Consider the following 26,109-nt stretch of genomic DNA (forward strand, 5'->3'; position numbering starts at 1 on the left):
GGCGCGCGGGCCGGGGGGGGGATCCCCCCCGGCCTCCTGCTTTTTGGCAGGGGGGTTCTCCGCGTTATTCCGGTGATCGCCGTTACCCTCTTCGGGCTTCTGCTCGTTACCTTCGTCATCGGCCGCTTCATGCCGCAGGACCCTGTGCTCGCCATCGTCGGTGACCGGGCAACGGCGGAGGTCTATCAGCGGGTTTATCTCGAACTCGGCCTCGATAAGCCGATTTGGACCCAGTTCTGGATCTATGCCAAGAAGGCCATTACCGGGGATCTGGGCATTTCGGTCCTGACGACCAAGCCCGTGATCGAGGATATCGCGCGATTCTTCCCGGCGACGCTTGAGCTGTCGACCATGGGAACCTTTATCGGCGTGCTCTTCGGCGTTCCGGCCGGCGTGATGGCGGCGGTCTATCAGGGGCGCTGGCCCGATTATCTGGTGCGTTTTGTCGGCCTGCTCGGCTATTCGGCGCCGGTCTTCTGGCTCAGCCTGATGGGCCTGTTGATTTTCTACGCCAATCTGGGCTGGGTTTCCGGGCCGGGGCGTCTGGATGTGGTCTATCAGGATCTGGTCGATAGCGTGACCGGGGTCGTTGTCATCGACGCGATGCTGGCTGGTGAATGGGAAGTGGCAGCCAATGCCTTCTCGCATCTGATCCTGCCGTCAACGGTGCTGGGCTATTATTCCATGGCCTATATCAGCCGCATGACCCGCAGTTTTATGGTCGAGCAGCTGCGCTCGGAATATGTCACCACCGCGCGTGTCAAAGGCATGTCGGAATTCAAGGTGATCTGGCGCCATGCACTCGGCAATATTGCTGTCCCGCTGATCACGGTGATCGCCCTGTCCTATGCCAATCTGCTGGAAGGCTCGGTTCTGACCGAGACCGTCTTCGCCTGGCCGGGCCTTGGGCAATACATCACCTCCTCGCTTCTCAATGCCGATATGAACGCGGTGCTGGGTGGAACGCTGGTTGTGGGTGTGACCTTCATCGTCATCAATATTTTCTGCGATATCCTGTATCGCCTCGTCGATCCGAGGGCAAAATGAGCACGAGTGCTGCATCCGGCAGTTGGAGATCCTGGCTGCTGGCGGCCGAGCCCAAGAGCCGGGCTCAAGCCCGCCTGGGTCAGACCTATCGCCGTTGGCTTACGTTCCGCCGCAATCCGCTGGCTTTGCTTGGCCTTACCATCGTTCTGGCCCTGATTCTCGTTGCAATGTTTGCCGATGTTCTGGCGCCGGCATCTCCGGTCGTTCAAGACCTGTCCCATCGCCTGCAGGCACCGGGTGGGCAGTATATTCTGGGGACGGACGATCTAGGCCGCGATATCCTATCGCGCTTGATTCATGGTTCCCGGATCACCCTGTGGGTTGTCGGGCTCGTCATCATCATCGTTGCGCCTATTGGCCTCGCGGTGGGGACGATCTCCGGTTACTTCGGAGGTTGGATCGATACGGCGCTGATGCGTATTACCGACGTCTTTATGGCCTTTCCGCGCCTAATTCTGGCGTTGGCTTTTGTCGCGGCGCTTGGGCCGGGGTTGACGAACGCGGTTATCGCAATCGCCATCACCAGCTGGCCACCCTATGCCCGCATGGCCCGTGCCGAAACGATCACCTTGCGCAACTCCGATTTCATCGCAGCAGCCCGTTTGCTCGGCGCTTCGAAGTCGCGGATCATCCTGGGTCACATCGTGCCGCTGTGCATGTCGTCGCTGATTGTGCGTGTGACGCTCGATATGGCGGGTATCATCCTGGTTGCTGCCGGTCTTGGCTTCCTGGGCCTTGGCGCGCAGCCTCCCTTACCTGAATGGGGCGCGATGATTGCCGGTGGCCGCAAGTTCATTCTTGATCAGTGGTGGGTTGCGGCGATGCCCGGCCTTGCCATCCTGACCGTATCGCTCGGCTTCAATCTGCTGGGTGATGGTCTGCGCGACGTTCTGGATCCCAAGCAGAAATGAGTCAGAAACCTCTCCTGGAAGTCGAAGACCTGCGGGTCAGCTTCAACACCGCTGACGGTGTGTTCGAAGCTGTGCGCGGTGTCAGTTTCACCATGGGGCGCGAGAAGCTGGGGATCGTCGGCGAAAGCGGGTCGGGCAAGTCGCTCACCGGCCGTTCGATCCTGAAGCTGATCCCGGCAGCCCGCGAAGTGACTGCCAAGCGCATGAACTTCGACGGCACCGATCTGATGACCGCCAGCCCCAAGCAGATGCGCGACATCCGCGGGCAGCGCATCAGCCTTGTGATGCAGGATCCGAAATACTCGCTGAACCCGGTCATGACCGTCGGCGCGCAGATCGAAGAAGCCCTGCTGACCCACAATAAGATGAAGCGGTCGGATGCCCGCAAGCGCGCCATCGCCATGCTGGAAGCGGTCAAGATCCGCGATCCCGAGCGTGTCTATCGCGCCTATCCGCACGAAGTGTCGGGCGGCATGGGTCAGCGCATCATGATCGCCATGATGCTGATCCCCGAACCCGATCTGATGATCGCGGACGAGCCGACCAGCGCCCTGGACGTGACCGTGCAGATGCAGGTGCTGGCGATCCTGGACGATCTCGTCTCGGAACGCGGCATGGGGCTGATCTTCATCAGCCACGACCTCAATCTGGTGGCCAGCTTCTGCGACCGCGTCATCGTCATGTACGGCGGCCGGATTGTTGAAACGCTCAAAGCGTCCGAACTGCATCAGGCCCGCCACCCCTATACCCAGGGTCTGCTGAAGGCGCTGCCGCAGCTGGAAAAGCCCGCAGGCGATCTGCCGGTGCTTACCCGCGATCCCGCCTGGATGACGGAGAGTTTCTCCTGATGATGATCGACGTAAAGAACCTAACCATCAGCTTCCAGACCAAGGGCGGCGCGGTCCATGCCGTCAAGAACATCGATTTCTCGGTGAAGGACGGCGAGTGCTACGGCCTCGTCGGGGAAAGCGGATCGGGTAAATCGACCGTGCTGCGCGCCCTGTCGGGGCTTAATCCCGATTGGACGGGCAATGTCTTCATTGCTGGGCAAAAGCAGGGCAAGGAACGTCCGAAGTCGTTCCACAAGCTGGTGCAGATGGTCTTCCAGGATCCCTATGGATCCCTGCATCCGCGCATGACCATCGATAGCGCGCTCGACGAAGCCCTGGCGATCCACGGGCTCGACAACCGTTCGCAGCGGGTGGAGCGGGCCTTGATGGACGTGGGGCTGCCGGTGGCCTTCCGCTTCCGCTATCCCCATCAGCTTTCGGGCGGTCAGCGTCAGCGCGTGGCGATTGCCCGTGCGCTGATCCTGGAGCCGAAGATCCTGCTGCTGGACGAACCGACCAGCGCGCTGGACGTCTCGGTGCAGGCGGAAATCCTCAATCTGCTGCGACGCCTGAAGGCGGAGCGTGGCCTCACTTATGTTCTGGTCACCCATAATCTCGCGGTGGTCGGCAATATGTGTGACCGCGTGGCGGTGATGCGCCATGGCGAGATCGTCGAAGAAACCTCCGTCGAGCAGCTGCGCGATGGTACGCCGTCGCAGGCCTATACCCGTCAGCTGCTGCTGGCCAGTAAGGGCTACGACCGGCAGGCGGCCCGCGAGATGGTCGAGCTTTAAGATCGGCTAAGCTTATGAAAAAGGCGCCCGCAAGGGCGCCTTTTTTGTTTCAGGAACGCAGTTTAGCTGGCCTCAAGCAGCGAAGCGTTAGGCCAACACAAAGCACGAGCCTCAAGCAGCGAAGCGTTAGGCCAACACAAAGAGTCTAAGCCGCGCAGATGTCTGCATGATCGTCCCAGGCTTCGGAACGTGCCCGTGCCCGCGACAGGTTGGCCGGGGTGAGGGTTTCCTCGGTGGATCCCCAGCCGATCAGTTCACGCGCGACCATCAGGGTGCGCGGGAAGTTGAGGCGCACCTGCTCCATATCATGCAGCACGGCAATGATCGTGCGCTGCTCACCATGCCAGCGGCGCACCAGGGTCAGCAGGTCAGCCGTGGTGCGGGCATCAATGGCATTGAACGGCTCGTCCAGCAGAATGACCGGGGCATCCTGGACCATGACGCGGGCGAAGAGCACGCGCTGGAACTGCCCGGCAGAGAGTTCGGCGATCATCCGGCGCTCGAACCCCGACAATCCGACTGCGGCCAGCGCGGCGAGGGCATCGCGTTGCGCGGCTTTGCCCAGCGATCTGAACGGACCCACGGTGCGCCAGGCGCCCATCAGCACGCAGTCCATCACCGATAGCGGAAAGCTGCGGTCCATTTCGGCGCTCTGGGGCAGATAGGCGATGTCGCGCCGCTCGCAGCCCTGAAGGCGGACATGACCGCCGCTAGGCGGCATCAGGCCGACGATGGCTTTCAGAAGGCTCGACTTGCCAGCACCATTGGGGCCGACGATGGCCGTCATGCTGCCGGTTTCGAAACTGCCGGAAACATGATGGATGGCCGGATGGCGCTGATAGGTGAGCGTCAGATTATCGAGCGTGATTGTCGACATTATTCCCCCAGCGCCCAGGCAACGAGCAACCACAAGGCAGCCAAGGCACCGGCTACCCAGATCAGGCGCCGCTGCACGCTCCAGCCGAAGGGGCCGCCGGTATAGGCGACAGGGGCATCATGCCCATGGGTATGGGGGGCGTGATGCGAATGGTCGTGCGAATGGCTCATGGAGGCAGATGTTATAGTATTGCGCCTGCCGGTCAAGCGCCTGCCCTGCATGCTTGCCTCCCGTGTTGCGAATGATTCCTCTTGCCGTCTAGCAGGCATCAGGCAAGGTAGCGCTTAAGGTTGCTGGAGACGCGTACATGTTGCGACGGTGGGTGCTGAGTATCCTGACGTTGGCCGTCCTCTGGGCCGCATTGTTCGGACTGGTTGTGATCTGGCGTCCCCCGACTCTGGTCGCAACGGAAGGCTGGGCCAGCGATCTGCTGCTGCGCCTGACGGATCCGGTATCGACCCGGACTGTGATTGTCGGCATCGATGAGGAAGACCTGAAAGAACTGGGGCAATGGCCCTGGTCGCGGGATCTTTCGGCCAAGATCGTTGATCGTCTGATAGAAGGCGGAGCAAGCGCGGTGGGGTTGCTGGTCACCTACGCCGAACCGGATAGGCTGGCGACACCACAGAATGATACGGACGGGGCCTTGGTGAGGGCGCTGGCAAACCGGCCGACTGTGGTTCTTACGCTGCGAAGCCTCAAGGGCGTTCGAGAGGCGCCTGTAGCCAGCCGTTTAGCCGTTGCCACATCGAAAACGACCAATCCGGAGGCGACCCTCTATCCGGCCCTGCCCCGGGTGCCGAACTTGCCGGCAATCGAGCAGGTGACCATGGTGGCGCCTGCTTTTAGTTATCCCGACCCGGACGAGGTCGTCCGACGTGTTCCTGCCTTCCTGAGTATGGCTGAACAGGCTTGGCCAAGCATGGCGACTGCCCTGGTGGCGCGTGCCAAGGGCTGTACGACTCCGGGGCTTACGATGTGGAAGTCCTTCGGAGGGGCGATGGCCTTCTGCGACGACAAGTTTCTGCGGCTAGGGTTGCTGGGTACGATTACTCTTGCCCGACCGGAAGGGGGCAGGCCGGTACTCTCTGCTGCAAAGGTTTTAGCAGGAGAAGTTCCCGCGGAGATCCGAGGCAGGCCCGTCCTCTTTGGCGCGCTGGCGGTTGGGCTGTCGGATCCGGTTCCTGTGCGCGACGCCCGTATCATGCCGGTAGAGCTGCACGCGCGGGCAGTGGATACGCTGCTGGCCGAGCGCAGCATCCAGTCGGAGCAACTCAATAGCCTCTATGCGATGATCGGTGTGGCGTTGCTTTGTCTTGTCCGCCGCAATCTTTTGATCTTTGGCGTTATGGTCGCCGCAATCATCGGAACTGCCTGTTATTTCGCAACACAAGATCTGCTGATCGAACCGGTGGGCATGCTGATTGCGCTGCTTGGCGCGTATCTGATGCCCCGCTGGCGTTGAAAAAGCAAAGACGGCATTTGCCTAATATTTGCCATTTTTCGGCAACTCCGCCACGATGGCTGAGAATCCAAGAAGAGGCGTTCAGCGGTGGGTATTCTCAAGAAAATCGGCGGCCGGGTCGGTAGGTTTTTCCGTAAGCTGTTCGGCGGCGGGCAATGGATCGCTTTTCTGGTGCTGGTTGGTCTTACGATCGTCCGCATCTGGAACCCGGAGCCGGTAGAATTTGTCCGCCTGAAGGTTTTCGACACCTATCAGAAGATCAAGCCGCGTGAAAACGCCGAGCAGAACGTCGTCGTCATCGATCTTGATGAACGGAGCTTAGCTGAAGTGGGGCAATGGCCCTGGGGTCGCGACAAGGTCGCTCAGATGGTGGTGAACGCCCACCGTGCGGGGGCCGTACTGGTCGGCTTCGATATTGTCTTTGCCGAACCGGATCGCCTTTCGCCCGACCTACTGGCGGATACTCTTCCCAATATCGACCCGGACATGCGCGGACGCCTCAAGGGGATGGGGTCGACCGATGCCATTCTCGCCAACGTCCTGAAACAGGCGCGATCGGTCCTGGGGCAGGCGGCAGATGATACTAAGGCCGCCGACGATCTGGTCCGCCCCGAACCCGCTGCGATTGCTACTATCGGTGGCGACCCAAGGCCTTTCCTGCAGAATTACCCCAGCCTCGTCGGTAATCTGAAGATGTTCGAGGATGTCGCGGGTGGTCGCGGCCTTTTCACAGTCTATCCGGAAAAAGACAACGTCGTTCGTCGCATCCCCGTAGTGGCCCGGTCGGAAGACAAGATCTATCCGGCCCTGTCGCTTGAGATGTTGCGGGTGTTCACGGGTAATTCGACCATCGGTATCCGCCTGACCCCGGAGGGAACGGGGATTCAGGATGTCTTCATGCAAGGCAGCCGTCGGATTATCTTCCCGACCGATCGCATGGGCCTGATGTGGCCTTATTATTCCAAGCTGGATGAGTCACGGTACATCCCGGCCAAGGACGTGCTGGCAGGTACCTTCGACCCAAAGAAGATGGCGGGCAAGCTGGTGTTGTTCGGAGCGTCTGCTGCGGGCCTGCGAGATCTGCGTACCACCGCCGTCGATGAGAACATTCCCGGCGTGGAAGTTCACGCGCAGCTCATTGAAAGCGTGTTCGCCGAATCGTTGCTCCAGCGGCCGCTTGAAGCGGAAATGATCGAAGGTGCGCTGGTTGTCGGCGGTGGTCTCTTCATGCTGATCGCCATGGCCTCGGTCGGCGCCCGCTGGACCATGGGTGTCTTCATCGCGGCAACCGCCGGAATGATCGGCGTCAGCTGGTATTATTTCGCGCACGACCGCACCCTGATCGATGCTACGGCGCCGGTCATTGTGGCGCTCGCGGTGTATATGACCTCGACCTATATCAGCTATACCCGCGAAGAAGCGCAGCGGCAGCAGATCAAGAATACCTTCGCCTTCTATCTGTCGCCCGCGATGGTCGATAAGCTGGCCGAACATCCCGACCAGCTGAAGCTGGGTGGCGAAACGCGCGAGATGACCATCTTCTTCTCCGACGTGCGTGGCTTCACCACCATCTCGGAAATGTTCGATGCGCAGGGCCTGACCGCCTTCATGAACCGCTATCTGACGCCGATGACCGATATCGCGCTCGCCCATGGCGCCTATATCGATAAATACATCGGCGATGCGATCATGGCGTTCTGGAACGCGCCGCTCGAAGACCTTAATCACGCCCGCAGCGCCTGCGATACGGTGCTGGAGATGCGGACGGCCCTGGTCGCGCTGAATGAAGAACTCCAGGCCGAAGCGACCAAGAACGGGACCAAGATGATTCCTATCGGCATCGGTATGGGTCTTAATTCCGGTCCCTGCGTCGTCGGCAATATGGGGTCGAACCAGAAGTTCAACTATTCGGTCCTGGGCGATGCCGTGAACCTTGCCTCTCGCCTGGAAGGTCAGTCCAAGCCCTATCACACCGACAATGTGATCGGCGAGGCGACCCAGGTGCTGGTGCCGGATTATGCCACGCTGGAAATCGACTCGATCCGGGTGAAGGGCAAGACTATTCCGGTGACGATCTTCACTCTGGTCGGCAAGCCCGAGGTGGCGCAGAGCGGCGAGTTCAAAGCTCTGAAGGAAGTGCACGACGAGATGCTGGCCTGCTATCGTGGTCAGCGTTGGGATGAGTGCGAGACCCTGATCGGCCGTGCACGCGTGCTCGCTGAACCATTCGGCATCGTCCCGCTCTATCAGACTTACGAAGAGCGCATTGCCGAATATCGCGCCGACCCGCCCCCCGCCGACTGGGATGGCGTCTATGTGGCGACGTCTAAATAGGGAGAACGGCGCGACGTTCCCAAAAAGAGATTGTCATCCCGGGACTTGATCCCGGGATCTCCTCCGGGTGCATTTCCTTAAGAAGACCTCGTCATCCTCGGGCTTGACCCGAGGATCCAGGGTGGTTGCCGAACTACAGCTCTACGCGGCGCGCTGAAAGATGGATCCTCGGGTCAAGCCCGAGGATGACGAGATTAAGTGGGACAGATTCCCGGAGGAGATCCCGTGGTCAAGCCACGGGATGACGACAGAAGCAGGAAAGCTTGGAGATCCTGTGGTCAAGCCACGGGATGACGAGGTCTTTACTACCGGCTCAGAATCAGCACCACGCCCGCAAAGGCGACAAAGGTCGCGGCCCAGGCGATGGTCGACAGACGGGCGCCGAAGCCAAAGCGTAGGATCGGCAGCATGATGATCGGCGGCAAGGCGGCCAGGATGGCTGCGATCCCGGCAGATGTATTGGCGATGGCGACCAGCAGCAGAATGATGCCGGTGCAGCCGAACATGGCCTGCGTCACGATCAGCGGGATCAGGCGCGGCGAGACGTAATAGGCGCGGAAGCCTGCGGTGGGCAGGGTGACGATGGCCATGGCCAGCATGGCGGCCCCGGTGCGGATCGGGGCGGCTGCCAGCGGTTCTACCCCCATCGCCAGGGCAGGCTTGGACAGCAGGGTGCCCGCCGCCTGGGCGAAGGCCGCGATCAGGCCAAACAGGATGCCCTTGGTCAAGGCGCCCGGTTCCATTTCAAAGCCTTTGGCTTCCTGTTCCTTGCGGGCCAGGGCCAGGCCGATGCCGCTTAAGGTCAGAAGGCCGCCCAGCAGCGCCTGGCCCGAGAGATATTCATTCAGGAACAGCCAGGCCAGCGCGACCGTGAAGGGCGCCGACATCATATAGAGCAGCGAGCCCAGGCGCGGCCCGACCGCCTTGTAGGAGGCAAAGAGAAACAGATCGCCGAAGGTGACGCCGATCACGCCGGAAAGCCCCAGCCACAGCGCGGCGGACGGGGTGATGCTGGCAAGGTCGCCCGCCAGTAGCGCCACGGCAAAGGTCATGAGGAAGAAAATCCCGGATCGCACGCGGTTGAAGCGTACCGAGCCGATTTCTTTCACGACCTTGGTGCCCAGCAGCGGACCGATGGTCCAGCAGGCAGCGGCGCCCAGGGCGGCTAATTCTCCGACGGGGATCTGGGAAATCATGATTGATGCTTTATAGGGCAATTTTAGTTGCGGCCGCTAACCGGAAACACACATCAGCCGAGCGTTTGCGTCGCTTGACGGAATGCCTCATGAACAGGCAGGGTTTCAGCCCCAAAATCTCCAACTAAATGTAACGGATAAGATGATTAAGATTACCCTTCCCGATAACTCGCAGCGCGAGTATCCCGGCCCGGTCACGGGCGCGGATATTGCCGCTTCGATCGGGCCGGGGCTGGCGAAGGCGGCTCTGGCGGTTAAGGTCAACGGCGACTTGAAAGACCTGACTGCCACCATCACTACCGACGCCAATGTCTCGATCATCACGGCCAAGTCGTCGGAGACGTTGGAACTTGTCCGCCATGACTGCGCACACATTATGGCGCAGGCCGTCCAGGAACTGTTCCCCGGCACGCAGGTGACCTTCGGTCCCGCGACGGAAACCGGCTTCTATTACGACTTCTATCGCGAGCAGCCTTTCTCGACCGATGATCTTGAGGTCATCGAGAAGCGCATGCATGAGATCGTCGACCGCGACCTGCCGCTCATCCGCGAGGAATGGAGCCGCGAGCAGGCCATCGAGTGGTTCACCAAGCAGGGCGAAAGCTTCAAGGCCGAATGGATCCCGCAGCTGCCCGCCAATGAGGCGCTGTCGATCTATCGCCAGGGCGACTGGCTCGACCTGTGCCGCGGTCCGCATCTGCCCTCCACGGGTAAGACCGGCCATGCCTTCAAGCTGATGCGCGTGTCGGGTGCCTATTGGCGCGGCGATGCCAAGAATGCCCAGCTGCAGCGCATCACCGGCACGGCCTGGCGCACCCAGGCGGAACTCGACCAGTATCTGTTCCAGCTGGCCGAGGCCGAGAAGCGCGACCATCGCAAGCTTGGCAAGGAAATGGGCCTCTTCCATCAGCAGGAAGAAGCCGCCGGCATGATCTTCTGGCATCCGAAGGGCTGGGCGCTCTACCGGACCCTGGAAAATTTCATCCGCGGCCGACTGCAGGAAGATTATGTCGAGGTGAAGACTCCGCAGCTGATCGACAGCAGCCTCTTCAAGGCGTCGGGCCACTGGGACATGTATGGCGACAACATGTACAAGGTGGCGGTGGACGAGGAGCGGATGTTCGGTCTGAAACCGATGAACTGCCCCGGCCATGTGCAGATCTTCCGTCAGGGCATCAAGTCCTATCGCGATCTGCCCTTACGTTTTGCCGAGTTCGGCTCCTGCCATCGCAACGAGCCCTCGGGCGGTCTGCACGGCATCATGCGCGTGCGTGCCTTCACCCAGGACGATGGGCATATCTTCTGCCGTGAGGATCAGATCCGCGACGAAAGCCTGGATTACTTCAAGCTTCAGCTTGGGGTTTACGAGGCTCTCGGCTTCTCGGGCGAGTCGATCCAGGTCAAGCTGGCGCTGCGTCCTGATGTCCGCGCCGGTGAGGACAATACCTGGGATCGTGCCGAACAGGGCCTGCGCGACGCCTTGAATGCCGCCGGTCTGGCGTTCGAGGAACTGCCGGGCGAAGGCGCCTTCTATGGCCCGAAGGTGGAATTCCATCTGACCGATGCCATCGGCCGGACCTGGCAGTGCGGGACCCTGCAGCTCGACTTCGTGTTGCCGGAACGCCTGGATGCGACCTATATCGGCGAAGATGGCGCCCGCCATCGCCCGGTGATGCTGCATCGTGCGATCCTCGGGTCGCTCGAACGGTTCATCGGCATGCTGATCGAACATTATGCGGGTCGTCTGCCGCTCTGGCTGTCGCCGGCGCAGGTGGTCGTCACGACCATCACCAACGAAGCCGACGGTTATGCTGCCGAGGTGCACGCGGCCCTGAAGGCGGCCGGGCTGAAGGCGGACCTTGACCTGCGGGCCGAGAAGATCAACTACAAGGTCCGTGATCATTCTCTCGCGAAGATCCCGGTGATTATCGCCGTGGGTAAGCGCGAATCCGAGGAACGGACCGTGACATTGCGGCGTTTAGGTGGCGATAAGCAGGAAGTGCTTGCGCTTACCGACGCCCTTACTAGACTAAGGGAAGAAGCGGCGGTGCCGGGGGCGTAAGCCCTCGGCCCGTTGGCCTGCTTAGATGTTACCGATCTACACTTTTTATCGACAACCATAGGGGGCTAGTCATAGCCAGGATTCCACAGGACATGGCGCCGACCCGGGACGGGCCGCGCGTTAATGGCGAAATTAATTCGATGCAGGTTCGCCTCGTCGATCAGAATGGCGAAATGATCGGGGTGGTCTCACTCCGGGAAGCGCTGGAGCGGGCGGATGACGTCGGTCTCGATCTGGTCGAAGTAGCGGCGCAGGCTTCGCCGCCCGTTTGCAAGATTCTCGACTTCGGCAAGTTCAAGTTCGAAGAACAGAAGAAGAAGAACGAAGCGCGCAAAAAGCAGAAGGTTATCGAAGTCAAGGAGATCAAGCTCCGACCGACGATCGATGACAATGATTATAATGTGAAGATGAAGGCGATGATTCGCTTCCTCGATGAAGGCGACAAGGTGAAAGTCACCCTGCGCTTCCGTGGTCGCGAATTGGCCCATCAGGATCTCGGCATGCAGGTGCTGATCCGGGTGCGTGACGACCTGGAGGAACTTGCCAAGGTCGAGCAGATGCCCAAGATGGAAGGCCGTCAGATGATCATGGTGCTGGCGCCCAAGTAAGGCGCCTGCCCGTCAAGACGACCTGAACCGAACCCCGCCCGATCATCCGGCGGGGTTTTGTTTTTCCGGGAAGCGCTTCAGTTCCCCACTTCCGTATCCGGCTGGCTCATGGGGTGGGCGGCGGCGAAGGCTTCGTGCGCGTCCAGATTGGCGGCGATGCGGCGGATGGTGGGGTAGGGCTTCATCTCCACATTGAAGCGGCGGGCGCTGAAAACCTGCGGCGCCAGGATGACGTCGGGCAGAGTCGGATTGTTGCCGACGCAGAAAGGCCCGGCGGTGGGGCCAAGGGCTGCTTCCAGGGCGGCAAATCCTTCCGCGATCCAATGGGTGACCCAGCCGTCGATCTGCGCTTGCTCGAGCGCGAGATCCTGCTTGAGGTACTTGAGGATCCGCAGGTTGTTGAGCGGATGGATATCGCAGGCGATCAATTGCGCCAGCGCCCGCAGGCGCGCGCGTTGCGCCGCATCGCCTGGCAGCAGGGACGGCCGGGGCTGCAGTTCGTCGAGATATTCGATGATCGCCATCGACTGGGTCAGGATGGCCCCTTCGTCGGTCACCAGGGCCGGAACGAAGCCTTGCGGGTTCAGGGCCAGAAAGCTTTCCCCGCGCTGCTCGCCCTTGCGTAGATGTACAAATGCCCGCTCCGCCGTCAGGCCCTTGAGGTTGAGGGCGATGCGGACGCGATAGGCCGCAGACGAGCGGAAATAGTCATAGAGGCGCATGATTACCTGTCGATGACGGAAGGTTAACTGGCGGGTGGCCGCAATTCAGCCAGGATCGAGGTCGATGGTATGAGCCATCTTGGATCATGGAGGCGACATCGTGAAGGTCTCGAGTATCGGTATGCTTATTTTGGCAGCAGCAATCGGCGTTGGCGGTTGTACGGCCAATCCGGGCGGGTCCGGTCAGATCGGGGATTCCTGCAGCGATCTCGGTTGGGGCAAGATCGTCGGTACGGCGGGTGGTGCGGCTGCGGGTGGTTACCTCGGATCGCGCTGGAAGGGGGCCGGTAGCGGCACACAGACGGCGGCCACGGTCGCTGGTACCCTGCTGGGCGCCGCAGGCGGTTTCTTCGCCGGGCGCTCGATCGATCGCGGCCAGTGCGAAAGCGCGACGATGGCGCGGCAACAGGCGCTGAACAGTAATCAACCGATCAACTGGAACCAAGGCAACGCTTCGGGTACTTTCACGCCCACCGGGCGTACCGGCAGTCTTTCTAACGGTCAGATTTGTAAAGAATATGAGCAGACAATCCGCATTGATGGTCAGTTGGAAACAGGGGTTGGGCAAGCGTGCCAGCGTCCTGACGGCAAGTGGGAAATCCACAACGGTTAAACGACTGCTGCTGTTGACGGCCATGCCGCTGGCTCTGGCGGCATGTTCCAGCAACGGCGCGCGTTCCAACATGTACAGCATGGAGGCGGCCCAGAAGGTCAGCCTCGTCGAGCGCGGTCAGGTCCTCAGCGTCCGCAAGGTTTCGGTCACCGGCAATAACAGCCAGGTCGGCACCCTTACGGGTGTCGGCGCTGGCGCCGTTGGTGGGTCGGCCGTCGGCGGCGACTGGCGATCCAATGCCCTCGGGGCCATCGGCGGTGCGGTGATCGGCGGAATCGGCGGCGCGGCCGTCGATAGCGTCGTGAACGAACAGGTCGGCTACGAGTATCTGTTCCAGGTCGATGGCGGCAAGCTGCAGTCCCTGACCCAGGTCGATACCGAACCCTTGCCGGTTGGTCAGCGGGTGCTGCTGATCCAGGGGCCGCCGGCGCGCCTGATCGTCGATACGCTGGGCTTGCCGCCCAAGGCCGCTGCAGAGACGGTCACGGCGCCGCCCCCGGCTCCGGTGCCGGCTGTCGCGCCCGCCGCGCAATCCTTTACCGTGACGGTGACGCCGGTCGCCCCGGCTCAGGGAGTTCCGGCGCCTGTGGTGCCAGCTTCTGTGACACCTGCCCCGGCGGCTGTTTCCGCCCCCTCCGCTCCGACCCCGGTCGTAGAAGCGCCGCTGGCCCCGCCGTCGGCTGTGACGGCTGTACCTGAAACTCCCGCTGCCACCACGGTAACGGCCGAGCCGCTGCCGCCGCCTGCGCCAGTTACGCCTGCGCCCGCCGCGCCGGAAATCGAGCCCTCTGCTCTGGAAGCTGGTCCGCTGGAGATACCACCCCCGCCGCTAACCCCCTAGGGGTCAGGCGGGGCTCATCCTGCCGGTACGCAGGGCAATCGCCCAATCCGGACGGCCTTCGTTCTCGGCCTTGCGGGCCGCGCTCTCATGGTCATAGGCGACATGGAGCAGGGAGACGGTAAAGGCGCGGCCATGGTCGGTGACGATGGCGTAACGCGCCGCCGTCTGGCCGTTCTCGATCACATGGCGAACGGGGTGGTCGTCCTCATAGGCCTGTAGACCGACGCTGCCCGGATTGACGATCAGCGGACCGTTCGGCACCTGGACGGCGCGCGGAATGTGGGTGTGGCCGCAGAGGATCAGGCGCTGCTCCCCGGCATTGCCCAGAAGCGGCATCAGCTCCGACGGACGGCGGGGGCGGACCTGGTCGCCGTCTAGGATCTCCATGAAATATTCGACGTCCGAGCGCGGGCTGCCATGGACCATCAGAATGCGGCCCGGCAGCTCCCGTTCCGCTGGCAGCGCCTCGATATACTCGATGTGGCGGGACCGAAGGCGCGCCGCTGTGAAAGCATCGCTCTCCCCCATGCGGTCGCCCAGGGTCAGAACCTGGCGTTCGTGATTTCCCCGGATGGCAATGGGGCGCAGGGCCTCCAGCCGCTCAGCCGTCTCGGCGGGCCAGAGCGGGCCGGAGAGCGAATCGCCAAGATCGACCAACTGATCGAACCCCCGGCGCGCCGCATCGGCCAGAACGGCCTCCAAAGCGGGCAGGTTGCCGTGGATGTCGGAGACTACGCAATATCGGGTCAAACTCAGCGCCACCCACCACCTCGCCGCGATCGGAAACCTTGCATACGTTCGGATGCCTCACCGGCTGTCATGGGGCGGCGGCGGGCAGCCTGACGGCGATCTAGGATCGCCATTTTTTCTTCGAAACTCAGTTTATGATTTTGGCGATGCGCCTTGATCCGGCGCTTCTCCATCATGTCGCGATAGGACTCGCGCCAGATCTGCAGGATGATCGCGCAGACGCTCACGGTAATGGCGGTGATGCTGAGGTACAGCATCCAATTGGGGGACAGGGCGATGGAAACGCCACCCGCAAGCGCGAGCAGCACCAGGACGGTCTTCAGTCCGCCCCGCCAGCCTGCCTTGATCCAGGCTCCGGCGATCAGCACTGCAGCTAAAATCCCCAAAAGCCAGGGCATCGTCAGCCCCATCGTCCCCACTCCATGACCTGGATATTGGCGCCAGCATGCCCACGACGCCCTGCTTCATAAAGCGAAATCCGCGCAATACGCTTAAAAAGCCGAGTGCTTGAAACTTGAATGGATTGTCGTTTCTCTGCGGCCCGCAGAAACCGAGTCGCAGAAAAGAGAAAGGCCACCCTTCGCTGAGAAGGATGGCCTTTTTTGCTACAAGCGTGTCCTGGCTATTCCACCAGTTCCTGTTCGCCTTCTTCCTGATCTTCCGACCGCTTGGAGCGTCCGGGAGCAGAGGTGACCAGGAACTTGAGCTTGTCGCCATCCTTGTCGGCATCGACCTGGACGGTGCCGCCGTGGACGAGCTTGCCGAACAGCAGTTCGTCGGCCAGCGGCTTCTTGACGTGCTCCTGGATGATACGGCCCAGCGGACGCGCGCCATAGAGCGGATCGAAGCCCTTCTTGGACAGCCAGGCCTTGGCCGCGTCCGTCAGCTCGATATTGACGTGACGTTCGGCAAGCTGGCTTTCCAGCTGGATGACGAACTTGTCGACCACACGGTCCATCACTTCCGGCGTCAGATTCGCGAACGGCACGATGGCGTCGAGGCGGTTGCGGAATTCGGGCGTGAACATCCGCTCGATCGCTTCCTTATCCTCGCCGACCCGCTTGTCGCGCTCGAAGCCGAAGGCATTCTTGGCCATGTCGGCCGCGCCCGCATTGGTCGTCATGATCAGGATGACGTTGCGGAAGTCGACATTCTTGCCGTTGTGATCGGTCAGTTTGCCGTGGTCCATGACCTGCAGCAGGATGTTGAAAAGGTCCGGATGGGCCTTTTCGATTTCATCCAGCAGCAGAACACAATGCGGCGTCTGATCGACGGCATCGGTCAAAAGACCGCCCTGGTCGAACCCGACATAGCCCGGAGGCGCGCCGATCAGGCGGCTGATGGAGTGGCGCTCCATATATTCCGACATGTCGAAGCGCTTGAGTTCGATCCCTAGCAGACGGGCCAGCTGACGCGCCACTTCGGTCTTACCCACGCCGGTCGGACCGGAGAAGAGGTAGGAACCGATGGGCTTTTCGGCATCGCGCAGTCCGGCGCGCGACAGTTTGATCGCGGTCGACAGGGCTTCGATCGCCTCGTTCTGCCCGAAGACGACGGTCTTCAGGTCGCGGTCCAGGGTTGCCAGCAGCGCCCGGTCGTCGCTGGAGACGGCCTTTGGCGGGATGCGGGCGATCTTGGCGACCACGGCTTCGACGTCCTTCACCGTGATGGTCTTCTTCCGCTTGGAGGGCGGCAGCAGCATCTGGTAGGCGCCGACTTCGTCGATCACGTCGATGGCCTTGTCGGGCAGCTTGCGGTCGTTGATATAGCGCGCGGCCAGTTCGACGGCGGTCTTGATCGCCTCGTTGGTGTAGCGCACGTGGTGATGCTGCTCGTAGTAGGGCTTAAGACCCTTCAGGATCTTCACCGAATCCTCGATGGAGGGTTCGGCCACATCGATCTTCTGGAAGCGCCGGACGAGTGCCCGGTCCTTCTCGAAGTAGCTGCGGTATTCCTTATAGGTGGTGGAGCCGATGCAGCGCAGCGAACCCGAGGCCAAAGCCGGCTTCAGCAGGTTCGAGGCATCCATGGCGCCGCCGCTGGTAGCGCCCGCACCGATGATGGTGTGGATCTCGTCGATGAAGAGCACGGCATTCGGATGGGCTTCCAGTTCCTGCAGGACGGCCTTCAAGCGCTCTTCGAAATCGCCGCGATAGCGGGTACCCGCCAGCAGCGCGCCCATATCGAGCCCGAAGATGGTGGCGCCCTTCAGGACTTCCGGCACATCGCCGGTGACGATGCGGCGGGCAAGCCCTTCGGCAATCGCGGTCTTGCCGACGCCCGGATCACCCACGAACAGCGGGTTGTTCTTGGTGCGGCGGCACAGGATCTGGATGGTGCGTTCGACTTCGCTCTCGCGCCCGATCAGCGGATCGATCTTGCCCTGACCGGCCTTCTTGTTGAGGTCGATGCAATAGTTGTCGAGGGCCTCATGCGCCTTCTTGCCGGGCTTCTCGGCACCAGCGGCGGCGGCGGGGCGCTCTTCTTCCTCGGCGCCAGTCACGCGCTTCGGTTCGGCCTTGCCCGGAACTTTCGAGATGCCATGGCTGATGAAATTGACGGCATCGAAGCGCGACATGTCCTGCTCTTGCAGGAAATAGACAGCGTGGCTTTCGCGTTCGGAGAAGAGGGCGACCAGCACATTGGCGCCGGTGACTTCCGACCGGCCGCTTGACTGCACATGGATGACCGCACGCTGGACGACGCGCTGGAAGCCTGACGTCGGCTTGGCTTCCTCGCCGCGCGGCGAAACGATGTTCGCCAGCTCGTTATCGAGATAATTGGTTAGATCCCGGCGCAGCTTATCCACGTCCAATCCGCAGGCGCGGAAGACGGCGATGGCGTCCTGATCCTCGGTGAGAGAGAGCAGCAGATGCTCGAGGGTTGCAAACTCATGCCGCCGTTGATTCGCTAAATCCAGGGCGAGATGCAGGCTTTTCTCAAGGTTCCGCGACAGCATGGGCGCTAATCCTTCTCCAGAGTGCACTGCAGCGGGTGCTGATGACGGCGGGCAAAATCCATTACCTCCGTCACTTTGGTTTCCGCGACTTCGTACGTAAAAACCCCACAAAGGCCCACGCCCTTTTGATGGACGTGCATCATGATACGGGTCGCTTCGTCACGGTTCTTCTGAAAGAACCGCTCCAACACGTGAACGACAAACTCCATGGGAGTATAGTCGTCGTTCAACATCAGGACCTTGTACATCGACGGCTTTTTAGTCTTCGGCTTGGTCTTTACGACCACGCCGGTGTTTGTGCGATCGCCGCCGTTTGTGTTGTCTTCGCTCATTATCGTTCGATACGCTTCAAGATCCGTTCACCTGACGCTGTACCAATCATATGAGATCGTCAGCGCTGCCGAAAAGGGGCGAACCTGACAGGAGGGGCCGATTTCGCGGTGCAACCGGCTATGCGCTCCCTCGCTCTTGATGTTCAGGCATCGATCCCCATGGATAAGTATCGAACCACAAAAACGCAGCCTTCGGCAGCCCTTATTGGGGGCAAGGTGGATGTTTTTGCGGCGCCGTGGATCGCCCTCGGGATAAGGGCAAAATAAAACCCCCGGCAAGCTCAAGCCTGCCGGGGGTTGATGGCGCGAAGATGGCAGGCGAATTAGGCCGCCTTGGTCGCCTTCGAGATCGCAACATCGACGCGGGCCTTCAGCGGCTCGACGACTTCGTTGGCGACCTTCTGAACCAGTTCGCTGACCTTGGTGCCTTCAGCAACCAGCTTGTCGAACGAGGTCTTGGCGACTTCGTTCTGCAGGTCGACGACCTGGTTGAAAGTGGTGGCGCCGAAGAAGGCCTTGCTGGTGGCAAGGGCGGCTTCGTAATTGGCCTGGCTCAGGGCGGCCAGGGTCTTGCCGATCTCTTCCGAGCCCTTCACGAAGGCGGTCTGGGCCTTCACAAAAGCTTCGACATTGTCCTTGCCGAAGGTGGTGAATTCTTCATACGAGCCAAAAAGGGTCGCGGTGGTCTTCTCGAACTGTGCCTTGGCGGCGGTGAACGAGGTTTCGAAAGCCTGGGTGGTGCTGGTCATGATGTCTTCTCCGGTCGGAAGGGCGGCGGGTGCGGGCAGAGCGGCGGGCGAGGTCAGGGCCGCAGTTGGCGCCTGGGCCACCTCGGCGGCGACTGTCTTGGCAACCTTCTTCACTGCGGCAACGGCCTTCACGGCTGCCGGCGCCGCGGCCTTGGCCGGGGCAGGAGCAACCTTCGGCGCAGGCGCCTTGGCAGGGGCGACAGCGGCGGGGCGCTTGACCGTCGTTTTAGGCGAGGTGGTCATGTAACTCTCCGTCAGTCTCACAATCTCGCACTCGCTCCCAAGAATGGTGCGCTGCGATAGGCTAGAATATGAGGAGAGTTCTCTCTGGGGTCAAGGGGATTTTTGCTGCACTGCAACAAAAAGATAAAATGCCCGATTCCTTCGTCTTTCCACTCTGGCTAGAGCAGCTTTGGCATGGAGGCGATGCCATTGGGTCGCGCGGTAATTGTAAAGTTGAAGCGGCGATCATCCTGCCTAATCCGCTCAGGAACCGCAGGAGGCATCTCGAGTGCGCCTGCATCGCCAGCCTGTTTCTGCAGCGCAGGTGCCGGGGCAAAGGCGGAAAAGCGCTGGCCGTCCTGTGGGCGCAGGGCGGCGGTTGTCCAGGCGCCCTTGTCGCAATGGTGGATCAGCCACCAATAGCCGTCGCCGTCCAGATTTTGCGAGTGGGTCAGCGGCGTATGAGCTGCACGCAGGAGACCGTCAAGCGCATCGCCCGCTGCCTTGTCGAGCTTCTGGTCGGTCTGGCGACCCCGCATCGGCGCCAGCGGATCATCAAGATTGACGGGGACGGTGGCAAAATTCATCTGGTCCCTGGCGAAGCTGGAAAATTCCCAGGTGGCTCCCGTCTGTTTGAGCGTGTACACCCGAACTTGTTTTTCGTACGTGCCATTATAAACCGCTCGCCAGAAGGTTCCGCCCGCATCGCAAGTGGGCTTCAGATCGGCCCCTTCCATGACGCCGAACCAGAGACCCTGGCGTTGGATCGGATCATTCAGGCTTGGCGGCTGGGCACAACCAGTCATGATGCTGGTCACAGCAATGGTGCAGAGAATTGTTGCGGTTTGGCGTGACGGCATGAAGGGCCTCTTACGAATGAGTCAGACTCATCAATTGGTTATGGACAGTTCTTAAAAGCAACTATAGTCTGTTGTCTATCGGGAAGCTTAAACAGTGCGGTGCGGTAAGACGGTTGCCGCGTTCGGTTTTGGGGGCATGACACATGCGGCTTGGGTTGAAGATCGGACGTTTCGGGGCCTCGATTGCGGCTGCCGCTGTTCTGGTGTTTGCTCAGATGGGTGTCGCTCAGGCCGCCCGCAATGACAAGGCCGCTTCCTTCGTGATCGACTATGCGACAGGTGAAGTGCTGCATGCGGACAATGCCGATGCGCAGCGTCATCCGGCGTCGCTGACCAAGATGATGACGCTCTATATGGCTTTCGAAGCCGTGGAGCAGGGCCGTCTCAAGCTCGACGACCGTATTGCCGTTTCCGAATATGCCTCCGAACAGTCGCCGACCAAGCTGGGCCTGAAGGCTGGCAGCACCGTGCGCACCGAAGATGCCATCATGGGCCTTGTTACCAAGTCGGCGAATGATGCCGCCGTGGTGATTGCCGAGCATCTGGGCGGTTCTGAGAGCGGCTTTGCCCGTCAGATGACCCAGAAGGCGCGTCGTCTTGGCATGCCGAACACCACCTTCAAGAATGCCTCCGGTCTGCCGGACAATGATCAGGTGACGACTGCCCGCGACATGGTTGCGCTGGGCCGCGCGCTGATTCGTGATTTTCCGCAATTCTATCCGCTGTTCTCGACCCGCAGCTTCACCTTTGCGGGCCGCGCCCATGCCAATCATAACCATCTGATGTCGACCTACGACGGCATGGATGGCATCAAGACCGGCTTCATCCGCGCGTCGGGTTTCAACCTCGTCGCGTCGGCCAAGCGCGGCAACCGCCGTCTGGTGGCGTCGGTCTTCGGTGGCACCTCGCCCAAGAACCGCGACGATTATATGGCCAAGCTGCTCGACCGTTCGTTCGGCACCGAGCCGGGCCGTGGCCGGGTCGAGGAGCCGCTGGTGGCTGCCGTTGCGCCCAAACCCGCTCCCAAGCCGGTTGCCGTTGCTGCGCCGACGCCTGTTCAGACGGCGCTGGCCAAGTCGTTGCCGACACTGCCTGAGGCCCGTCCTGAGCCGCAGACCGTCCAGGTCACGCCGGTCGTCAATCGCATGGGACAGGTGGTTTCTAACCAGCCGATCGAGGATGAGAGCGACCGTCTGGCCAATGCTAAGCTTGAAGTCGGCAAGCCTTTCAAGACGCCCGCCAAGCCGGTGCAGGTTGCCTCGGCACGGATGGTGCCCCAGGTTGCTCCCGCTCCTGCCAAGGGCGCTGCGGCTCAAGCCCCCGCTCCGGCTGTTGCAGGCAAGGGCGGCACCTGGATCATCCAGGTTGGCTCCTTCTCCTCCGATCAGGCTGCCCGTGTCACGGCTGACCGTGCCAAATCCTCCGTCGGGCGTGGTGCTGTTTCCATTGCGCCGGGCAAGGTCGGCGGCACGAAGGTCTTCCGCTCGCGCCTGTCCGGCTTCGATGAAACTGCTGCCCGCGCCGCCTGTCAGGTTCTGATGAAGCAGCAGCAGGCGTGTGTCGCGCTAGGCCCGAACTCCCCAATGCTCTAGGGCGGGCGGCGCTCGCCCTGACGCACGATCTGCATCGTTACCGGAAATGCTCGGTGCTCACGTACGGGACGTACGCTCCGCGCCTGTGCTTCCCGCTGCCTAGCATCTCATACGTCAGGCCTTCGCTTTTAAAGCCGACAAAAAAGAACTCGTCATCCCGGACTTGATCCGGGATCTCGTGTGGCCAAGCCGTGCCCCCTTTTTCTTCTGCTTTAGAAGCGAAGGCGGAAGGCATGAGATGCTAGGCGCCTAGCCGCGCAGAAGCGGAGCGTACGTCTGTACGTGAGCATTCGAGCAGCGTAGCAACGACGCAGATCGTGTCTTCGGCCGAGCGACGCTTAAGGCCAGGAGACTTCCGGGGGGAGCGACATCAAAATCGCTTCGATGTTGCCGCCGGTCTTGAGGCCGAAGGTCGTCCCGCGATCATAGAGCAGGTTGAACTCGACATAACGGCCGCGCTTGATCAGCTGATGGCGGCGCTGCTCGTCCGTCCAGGGACGTTCGCAATGGCGGGCGACAATCTTGGGATAGATATCCAGGAAGGCGCTGCCGACATCGCGGGTGAAGGCGAAGTCCGCCTCCCAGTCGCCGCTGGCAAGGCCGTCGAAGAAGATCCCGCCAACGCCGCGTGCCTCGTTCCGATGCTTCAGGAAGAAATACTCGTCGCACCAGTTTTTATACTTGGGATAATAGGCCGGATCATGGGCGTCGCAGGCAGCCTTGAGGGCGCCGTGGAAATCGGCGGTATCCTGATCGTCGGGATACATCGGCGTCAGATCCGCGCCGCCGCCGAACCAGCCCTTGGAGGTGACGATCATCCGCGTGTTCATATGGACGGCGGGCACGAGCGGCGACTGCATATGGGCGACCAGGGAGACGCCGGACGCCCAGAACTCCCCGCCGTTTTCAGCCGCGCCGGGGATCTGGTTGCGGAATTCTTCCGAAAACCGGCCATGGACGGTAGAGATATTGACGCCTACCTTCTCGAACACCCGGCCGCCGCGCATCAGCGACATGGTGCCGCCGCCACCCTTTTCGCCATCGGTGCCGTCGCGCTCCCAGGTCTTGCGTTCGAACCGACCGGCCGGACGGGCGGCGCTGGAATTTTCCTCCAGGGTTTCGAAGGCGGCGCAGATGCGGTCGCGCAGCCCCTCGAACCAAAGGGCAGCCTGCTGTTTGCGGGCAGTCCAGTCGATCTCACTCATTGCGGTAGTCCTTGGGTCTGGCGCAGGGCCTCGAAAGCGGTGATGGCGGCGGCGACCGCCACATTGAGCGAGCGGACACCCTGTGCTAGCGGAATGCGCACGCCAGCGTCGGCGATCTCGGCGACCTCCGCCGGGACGCCTGCGCTTTCCTGGCCGAACAGCAGCCGGTCGCCGGGCTGGAACTCGAAACCTTCAAGCCGGGTCGATGCCTTGGTCGACAGCAGCACGAGCCGCCCCTGGGGCTCGGTTGCGAGGTAAGCTTGCCAGGAGGAATGGCGCTGCCAGTCAACCTGATCCAGGTAATCCATGCCCGCCCGGCGGAACTTTGCGGCATCGAAGGGAAAGCCGCAGGGCTCGATCACATCGACACCGACACCAAGGCAGGCCGCCAGCCGCAGGATGGTTCCGGCGTTCTGGGCGATATCGGGCTGGAAAAGGACAAGGCGCATGGTGGGCAGAGGGATAGGCGAGCGGAAGCCTAATCACAAGTATCTTTGGGTATAGGGTGGCCTTGGGAGCGAACTGTTTTGTCGCCTCTCCCAAAGATCGTCACCCCGGGACTTGATCCCGGGGTCTCCTCCGGGGGCGTTTCGAACCAACAAAAACCTTGTCATCCCGGACTTGATCCGGGATCCGGCCGACGGCAATTGCATGCCTCTGACGCTATAGACTGGCCATCCAGGTGGCCGGATCCCGGCTCGGAGGCCGGGATGACAGCGAGAGTGGGGACAGGCTCCCGGAGGAGATCCCGTGGTCAGGCCACGGGATGACGACAAACACAAATGATTGGAGATCCCGTGGTCAGGCCACGGGATGACGACAAACACAAATGATTGGAGATCCCGTGGTCAGGCCACGGGATGACGACAAACACAAATGATTGGAGATCCCGTGGTCAAGTCACGGGAAGACGAGTTTTTACCCCCAGAGCTCACGTTCCGCCGGTGTGATCTCGCTGCCTTCGAACTTAAGGCCCGGTTCGCGGTCTTTTGCCAGCAGCAGAGGCCCATCGAGATCGACGAAATCAGCGCCTGCGGCCAGCAGCATGGCGGGCGCCATCGCCAGCGACGTGCCGACCATGCAGCCGATCATGAGGCCAAGGCCCAGGCTTTTGGCTTCAGTCACCAGGGCAACGGCTTCGGTCAGGCCGCCGGTCTTGTCGAGCTTGACGTTGATCGCCTGATAGCGCGTGGCGACATCGGCAAGGCCATGACGCTCATGCACGCTTTCATCGGCGCAGATGGGGATCGGCGACTTGATGCTGGCGAGCAGGCTGTCGTTTGCAGCGGGCAGCGGCTGTTCGATAAGGGCGACGCCAACTTCCCGGCAGGCAGCCAGATTTTCTTCGATGGTGTCCTTGTCCCAGGCCTCGTTCGCATCGACGATCAGGGTCGAGGATGGGGCGCCGCGACGCACCGCGCGGATACGCTCCGGATCGCCGACGCCGCCCAGTTTCACCTTCAGAAGGGGGCGGGCCGATGCTTTTGCAGCAGCGGCTTCCATCTCTGCAGGCTCGCCCAGGCTCAAGGTATAAGCGGTGATGGTCGGGCGCGGGGCGGGCAGGCCTGCCAGTTCCCACACCGGCTTGTCCGTCTGTTTGGCTTCGAGATCCCACAGCGCGCAATCAAGCGCATTCCGCGCCGCGCCACCCGGCAGCACGTCCTGCAACTGGGCGCGGGTCAGGCCACCGGCGATGGCGGCGGCTTGGGCCTGGATCAGTTCGGCAACGCCTTCGACCGTCTCGCCATAGCGGGGGTAGGGGACACATTCGCCCCGGCCGATGATGCCGTTGTCCTCGATGGTCGCGACGACGACCACGGCTTCGGTGCGGCTCCCGCGCGAGATCCGGAAGGACCCCGCGATTGGGAAACGCTCGATCGAGACAGAAAGAGTGCGTGCCATGATCAGCCGACGCGGGCCAGCTTACCCGACTGCGGATAGTCGGCGACCAGCTTGTCGACCAGCACGCCGACGCCGAAGCGGATCGGATCGGTGGCGGGCAGGCCATATTCCGCCGACAGATCGGCCAGATACTTCTTGGCCTCGGCTTCACCCAGGGCCTTGGTATTGACGGCGATGCCCAGCGGCTTGATGGCCGGATTGGTCAGCTTGCCGCAGCGCAGAGTCAGGTCGATGACATCGGCGATGGAGGGCAGCGGGGTCTTCACGCCGCGCATGGTGGTGCGGGTCGGTTCATGGCAGACGACGAAGGCATCCGGCTGAGCGCCATGCAGCAGACCCATGGAGACGCCGGCGAAGGACGGGTGGAACAGCGAACCCTGGCCTTCGATCAGATCCCAGTGATTGGCATCGGCGGCGGGCGCGATCCATTCGACGGCGCCGGAGATGAAGTCGGCGACCACCGCATCGATAGCGCAGCCGCGACCGGAGATGAAGACACCCGTCTGGCCGGTGGCGCGGAAATCGGCATCCAGGCCGCGGGCGCGCATTTCCTTTTCCAGGGCGAGCGCGGTGTATTTCTTACCGGCCGAGCAGTCGGTGCCGACGGTCAGCAGACGTAGGCCCGGGCGCTTGTCGCCCTTGCCGGTGGCGAAGGTCATGTCCGAATGGCGGACGTCGAAAAGGGTGCGGCCATGCTTGGCAGCGGCGGCGGCGATTTCCGGCTTGGAGCCCAGCTTGGTATGCAGACCGGAGGCGACATCCATCCCCGCCTCGATGGCTTCGACGATGACCGAAGTCCAATGATCGGGCAGGACGCCGCCAGCGTTCGCAACCCCCACGATCAGCGTCTTGACGCCCTTGGCCTTGGCCCCGGCGATGGTCATGTCGGCGATGCCGAGGTCCGCCTTGCAGTTCGGCAGGCGCAACTGGCCGACGCACCATTCAGCGCGCCAGTCGACGATCCCCTGGGCGGTCTTCGCGGCCAACTGGTCGTGAACATCGCCCAGGAACATGAGGTAGGGGGGATTGATCTGCATGGTGGAGGCGACCCGTGTTTGCTTGGTGTGACCGCATGATGGGAAGGCCGCCCGTTAAAGGCCAATGCCATTTGAGCATTATTGATGCAATATCTGCATTGGATGGTCCGCCGAGCCTGTGGATACAATCGGCCCCGATGTCGAACCGGACCTGTCACATAACCGCCGATTGCACCGGGGCCAGCCCCGGCAAGAGGGGAT

The 26,109-nt window shown here is 61.7% G+C and carries 25 protein-coding genes; 11 read left to right on the forward strand and 14 right to left on the reverse strand.

Annotated elements, in window-relative coordinates:
- Positions 1–36 precede the first annotated feature (36 nt).
- Genes ACFSM5_RS04525 through ACFSM5_RS04540 form a run of 4 tightly spaced genes read left to right on the forward strand, consistent with a single transcriptional unit; the run spans position 37 to position 3,582 of the window.
- Complete coding sequence (locus ACFSM5_RS04525; RefSeq protein WP_379875268.1) at positions 37–1,047, forward strand: ABC transporter permease; 1,011 nt, start codon at positions 37–39, stop codon at positions 1,045–1,047.
- Complete coding sequence (nikC, locus tag ACFSM5_RS04530) at positions 1,044–1,958, forward strand: nickel transporter permease (protein ID WP_379875056.1); 915 nt, start codon at positions 1,044–1,046, stop codon at positions 1,956–1,958. Before ACFSM5_RS04525 ends, nikC begins: the two co-directional genes overlap by 4 nt.
- Positions 1,955–2,806 carry an ABC transporter ATP-binding protein gene (locus ACFSM5_RS04535; protein ID WP_379875057.1) on the forward strand — a complete coding sequence of 284 codons (852 nt, stop codon included), beginning with the start codon at positions 1,955–1,957 and terminating at the stop codon, positions 2,804–2,806. Before nikC ends, ACFSM5_RS04535 begins: the two co-directional genes overlap by 4 nt.
- Positions 2,806–3,582, forward strand: coding sequence for an ABC transporter ATP-binding protein (locus tag ACFSM5_RS04540; protein WP_379875058.1), 777 nt, complete (start codon positions 2,806–2,808; stop codon positions 3,580–3,582). The genes ACFSM5_RS04535 and ACFSM5_RS04540 overlap by 1 nt, the downstream gene beginning before the upstream one ends.
- A 145-nt stretch (positions 3,583–3,727) precedes the next feature.
- Here ACFSM5_RS04540 and ACFSM5_RS04545 read toward each other — a convergent pair whose 3' ends face one another.
- Positions 3,728–4,459 carry a metal ABC transporter ATP-binding protein gene (locus ACFSM5_RS04545; protein ID WP_379875060.1) on the reverse strand — a complete coding sequence of 244 codons (732 nt, stop codon included), beginning with the start codon at positions 4,457–4,459 and terminating at the stop codon, positions 3,728–3,730.
- Positions 4,459–4,629, reverse strand: a complete 171-nt coding sequence (locus ACFSM5_RS04550; protein ID WP_379875061.1) for a hypothetical protein — start codon at positions 4,627–4,629, stop codon at positions 4,459–4,461. The genes ACFSM5_RS04545 and ACFSM5_RS04550 overlap by 1 nt, the downstream gene beginning before the upstream one ends.
- A gap of 137 nt (positions 4,630–4,766) precedes the next feature.
- Here ACFSM5_RS04550 and ACFSM5_RS04555 point away from each other — a divergent pair, with 137 nt between their 5' ends.
- Both ACFSM5_RS04555 and ACFSM5_RS04560 read left to right on the forward strand, forming a co-directional pair.
- Positions 4,767–5,924 (forward strand): CHASE2 domain-containing protein, encoded by a 1,158-nt coding sequence (locus tag ACFSM5_RS04555; protein WP_379875062.1) that lies wholly within the window; start codon positions 4,767–4,769, stop codon positions 5,922–5,924.
- An 87-nt stretch (positions 5,925–6,011) separates the two neighbouring features.
- Positions 6,012–8,258: a CHASE2 domain-containing protein gene (locus ACFSM5_RS04560; RefSeq protein WP_379875063.1), complete on the forward strand. Its 2,247-nt coding sequence runs from the start codon at positions 6,012–6,014 to the stop codon at positions 8,256–8,258.
- Between the two features lie 305 nt (positions 8,259–8,563).
- Here ACFSM5_RS04560 and ACFSM5_RS04565 read toward each other — a convergent pair whose 3' ends face one another.
- Complete coding sequence (locus ACFSM5_RS04565; protein ID WP_379875064.1) at positions 8,564–9,454, reverse strand: EamA family transporter; 891 nt, start codon at positions 9,452–9,454, stop codon at positions 8,564–8,566.
- Between the two features lie 142 nt (positions 9,455–9,596).
- Here ACFSM5_RS04565 and thrS point away from each other — a divergent pair, with 142 nt between their 5' ends.
- Positions 9,597–11,516: a threonine--tRNA ligase gene (gene thrS / locus ACFSM5_RS04570; protein WP_379875066.1), complete on the forward strand. Its 1,920-nt coding sequence runs from the start codon at positions 9,597–9,599 to the stop codon at positions 11,514–11,516.
- A gap of 92 nt (positions 11,517–11,608) precedes the next feature.
- Positions 11,609–12,124, forward strand: a complete 516-nt coding sequence (gene infC, locus ACFSM5_RS04575; RefSeq protein ID WP_379875067.1) for a translation initiation factor IF-3 — start codon at positions 11,609–11,611, stop codon at positions 12,122–12,124.
- A gap of 77 nt (positions 12,125–12,201) precedes the next feature.
- On the opposite strand, the gene maiA is transcribed toward infC, so the two are convergent.
- Positions 12,202–12,846, reverse strand: a complete 645-nt coding sequence (maiA, locus tag ACFSM5_RS04580; RefSeq protein WP_379875068.1) for a maleylacetoacetate isomerase — start codon at positions 12,844–12,846, stop codon at positions 12,202–12,204.
- A 100-nt stretch (positions 12,847–12,946) separates the two neighbouring features.
- On the opposite strand from maiA, the gene ACFSM5_RS04585 reads away from it, so the two are divergent.
- Both ACFSM5_RS04585 and ACFSM5_RS04590 read left to right on the forward strand, forming a co-directional pair.
- The gene (locus ACFSM5_RS04585) at positions 12,947–13,459 is read left to right on the forward strand and encodes a hypothetical protein (protein WP_379875069.1); all 513 of its coding nucleotides are present in this window, start codon (positions 12,947–12,949) and stop codon (positions 13,457–13,459) included.
- A complete protein-coding gene (locus ACFSM5_RS04590; protein WP_379875070.1) occupies positions 13,386–14,300 on the forward strand; it encodes a hypothetical protein in 915 nt (304 codons plus the stop codon). Before ACFSM5_RS04585 ends, ACFSM5_RS04590 begins: the two co-directional genes overlap by 74 nt.
- Positions 14,301–14,303: 3 nt before the next feature.
- Here ACFSM5_RS04590 and ACFSM5_RS04595 read toward each other — a convergent pair whose 3' ends face one another.
- From ACFSM5_RS04595 to ACFSM5_RS04620, 6 genes are all read right to left on the reverse strand, one after another.
- Positions 14,304–15,062: a metallophosphoesterase family protein gene (locus ACFSM5_RS04595; protein ID WP_379875071.1), complete on the reverse strand. Its 759-nt coding sequence runs from the start codon at positions 15,060–15,062 to the stop codon at positions 14,304–14,306.
- Positions 15,053–15,460 (reverse strand): hypothetical protein, encoded by a 408-nt coding sequence (locus ACFSM5_RS04600; protein ID WP_379875072.1) that lies wholly within the window; start codon positions 15,458–15,460, stop codon positions 15,053–15,055. The genes ACFSM5_RS04595 and ACFSM5_RS04600 overlap by 10 nt, the downstream gene beginning before the upstream one ends.
- A gap of 212 nt (positions 15,461–15,672) precedes the next feature.
- Positions 15,673–18,009 carry an ATP-dependent Clp protease ATP-binding subunit ClpA gene (gene clpA / locus ACFSM5_RS04605; RefSeq protein ID WP_379875073.1) on the reverse strand — a complete coding sequence of 779 codons (2,337 nt, stop codon included), beginning with the start codon at positions 18,007–18,009 and terminating at the stop codon, positions 15,673–15,675.
- 5 nt (positions 18,010–18,014) lie between these two features.
- Entirely contained in the window at positions 18,015–18,341 is a 327-nt protein-coding gene (gene clpS / locus ACFSM5_RS04610) for an ATP-dependent Clp protease adapter ClpS (RefSeq protein WP_379875074.1), read from the reverse strand.
- A gap of 323 nt (positions 18,342–18,664) precedes the next feature.
- Positions 18,665–19,333, reverse strand: a complete 669-nt coding sequence (locus ACFSM5_RS04615; RefSeq protein WP_379875075.1) for a phasin family protein — start codon at positions 19,331–19,333, stop codon at positions 18,665–18,667.
- A gap of 158 nt (positions 19,334–19,491) precedes the next feature.
- The gene (locus ACFSM5_RS04620; RefSeq protein WP_379875076.1) at positions 19,492–20,172 is read right to left on the reverse strand and encodes a hypothetical protein; all 681 of its coding nucleotides are present in this window, start codon (positions 20,170–20,172) and stop codon (positions 19,492–19,494) included.
- 143 nt (positions 20,173–20,315) lie between these two features.
- Between ACFSM5_RS04620 and ACFSM5_RS04625 the strand changes: the two genes are divergently transcribed.
- Positions 20,316–21,764 (forward strand): serine hydrolase, encoded by a 1,449-nt coding sequence (locus tag ACFSM5_RS04625; protein WP_379875077.1) that lies wholly within the window; start codon positions 20,316–20,318, stop codon positions 21,762–21,764.
- A gap of 338 nt (positions 21,765–22,102) precedes the next feature.
- Here ACFSM5_RS04625 and hemF read toward each other — a convergent pair whose 3' ends face one another.
- The 4 genes from hemF to dgcN form a co-directional block, all read right to left on the reverse strand.
- On the reverse strand, positions 22,103–22,969 hold the full coding sequence (gene hemF, locus ACFSM5_RS04630; RefSeq protein WP_379875078.1) for an oxygen-dependent coproporphyrinogen oxidase: 867 nt from the start codon (positions 22,967–22,969) through the stop codon (positions 22,103–22,105).
- Positions 22,966–23,418 (reverse strand): tRNA (cytidine(34)-2'-O)-methyltransferase, encoded by a 453-nt coding sequence (locus ACFSM5_RS04635; RefSeq protein WP_379875079.1) that lies wholly within the window; start codon positions 23,416–23,418, stop codon positions 22,966–22,968. The genes hemF and ACFSM5_RS04635 overlap by 4 nt, the downstream gene beginning before the upstream one ends.
- A 469-nt stretch (positions 23,419–23,887) precedes the next feature.
- Positions 23,888–24,871: an N-acetyl-D-Glu racemase DgcA gene (dgcA, locus tag ACFSM5_RS04640; protein WP_379875080.1), complete on the reverse strand. Its 984-nt coding sequence runs from the start codon at positions 24,869–24,871 to the stop codon at positions 23,888–23,890.
- A 2-nt stretch (positions 24,872–24,873) separates the two neighbouring features.
- Positions 24,874–25,908 (reverse strand): N-acetyltransferase DgcN, encoded by a 1,035-nt coding sequence (dgcN, locus tag ACFSM5_RS04645; protein WP_379875081.1) that lies wholly within the window; start codon positions 25,906–25,908, stop codon positions 24,874–24,876.
- Positions 25,909–26,109: the final 201 nt, after the last annotated feature.

The sequence above is a fragment of the Lacibacterium aquatile genome (assembly GCF_042683105.1).
In the GTDB taxonomy this organism is placed as follows: domain Bacteria; phylum Pseudomonadota; class Alphaproteobacteria; order Elsterales; family Elsteraceae; genus Lacibacterium; species Lacibacterium aquatile.

Bases quoted from the DNA above. Each gene is read 5' to 3' on its own strand.
- nikC (WP_379875056.1), top strand. From the start codon at position 1,044: ATGAGCACGAGTGCTGCATCCGGCAGTTGGAGATCCTGGCTGCTGGCG.
- ACFSM5_RS04535 (WP_379875057.1), top strand. From the start codon at position 1,955: ATGAGTCAGAAACCTCTCCTGGAAGTCGAAGACCTGCGGGTCAGCTTC.
- ACFSM5_RS04540 (WP_379875058.1), top strand. From the start codon at position 2,806: ATGATGATCGACGTAAAGAACCTAACCATCAGCTTCCAGACCAAGGGC.
- ACFSM5_RS04545 (WP_379875060.1), bottom strand. From the start codon at position 4,459: ATGTCGACAATCACGCTCGATAATCTGACGCTCACCTATCAGCGCCAT.
- ACFSM5_RS04550 (WP_379875061.1), bottom strand. From the start codon at position 4,629: ATGAGCCATTCGCACGACCATTCGCATCACGCCCCCCATACCCATGGG.
- ACFSM5_RS04555 (WP_379875062.1), top strand. From the start codon at position 4,767: ATGTTGCGACGGTGGGTGCTGAGTATCCTGACGTTGGCCGTCCTCTGG.
- ACFSM5_RS04565 (WP_379875064.1), bottom strand. From the start codon at position 9,454: ATGATTTCCCAGATCCCCGTCGGAGAATTAGCCGCCCTGGGCGCCGCT.
- thrS (WP_379875066.1), top strand. From the start codon at position 9,597: ATGATTAAGATTACCCTTCCCGATAACTCGCAGCGCGAGTATCCCGGC.
- infC (WP_379875067.1), top strand. From the start codon at position 11,609: ATGGCGCCGACCCGGGACGGGCCGCGCGTTAATGGCGAAATTAATTCG.
- maiA (WP_379875068.1), bottom strand. From the start codon at position 12,846: ATGCGCCTCTATGACTATTTCCGCTCGTCTGCGGCCTATCGCGTCCGC.
- ACFSM5_RS04590 (WP_379875070.1), top strand. From the start codon at position 13,386: ATGGTCAGTTGGAAACAGGGGTTGGGCAAGCGTGCCAGCGTCCTGACG.
- ACFSM5_RS04600 (WP_379875072.1), bottom strand. From the start codon at position 15,460: ATGGGGCTGACGATGCCCTGGCTTTTGGGGATTTTAGCTGCAGTGCTG.
- clpA (WP_379875073.1), bottom strand. From the start codon at position 18,009: ATGCTGTCGCGGAACCTTGAGAAAAGCCTGCATCTCGCCCTGGATTTA.
- clpS (WP_379875074.1), bottom strand. From the start codon at position 18,341: ATGAGCGAAGACAACACAAACGGCGGCGATCGCACAAACACCGGCGTG.
- ACFSM5_RS04615 (WP_379875075.1), bottom strand. From the start codon at position 19,333: ATGACCACCTCGCCTAAAACGACGGTCAAGCGCCCCGCCGCTGTCGCC.
- ACFSM5_RS04620 (WP_379875076.1), bottom strand. From the start codon at position 20,172: ATGCCGTCACGCCAAACCGCAACAATTCTCTGCACCATTGCTGTGACC.
- ACFSM5_RS04625 (WP_379875077.1), top strand. From the start codon at position 20,316: ATGCGGCTTGGGTTGAAGATCGGACGTTTCGGGGCCTCGATTGCGGCT.
- hemF (WP_379875078.1), bottom strand. From the start codon at position 22,969: ATGAGTGAGATCGACTGGACTGCCCGCAAACAGCAGGCTGCCCTTTGG.
- ACFSM5_RS04635 (WP_379875079.1), bottom strand. From the start codon at position 23,418: ATGCGCCTTGTCCTTTTCCAGCCCGATATCGCCCAGAACGCCGGAACC.
- dgcA (WP_379875080.1), bottom strand. From the start codon at position 24,871: ATGGCACGCACTCTTTCTGTCTCGATCGAGCGTTTCCCAATCGCGGGG.
- dgcN (WP_379875081.1), bottom strand. From the start codon at position 25,908: ATGCAGATCAATCCCCCCTACCTCATGTTCCTGGGCGATGTTCACGAC.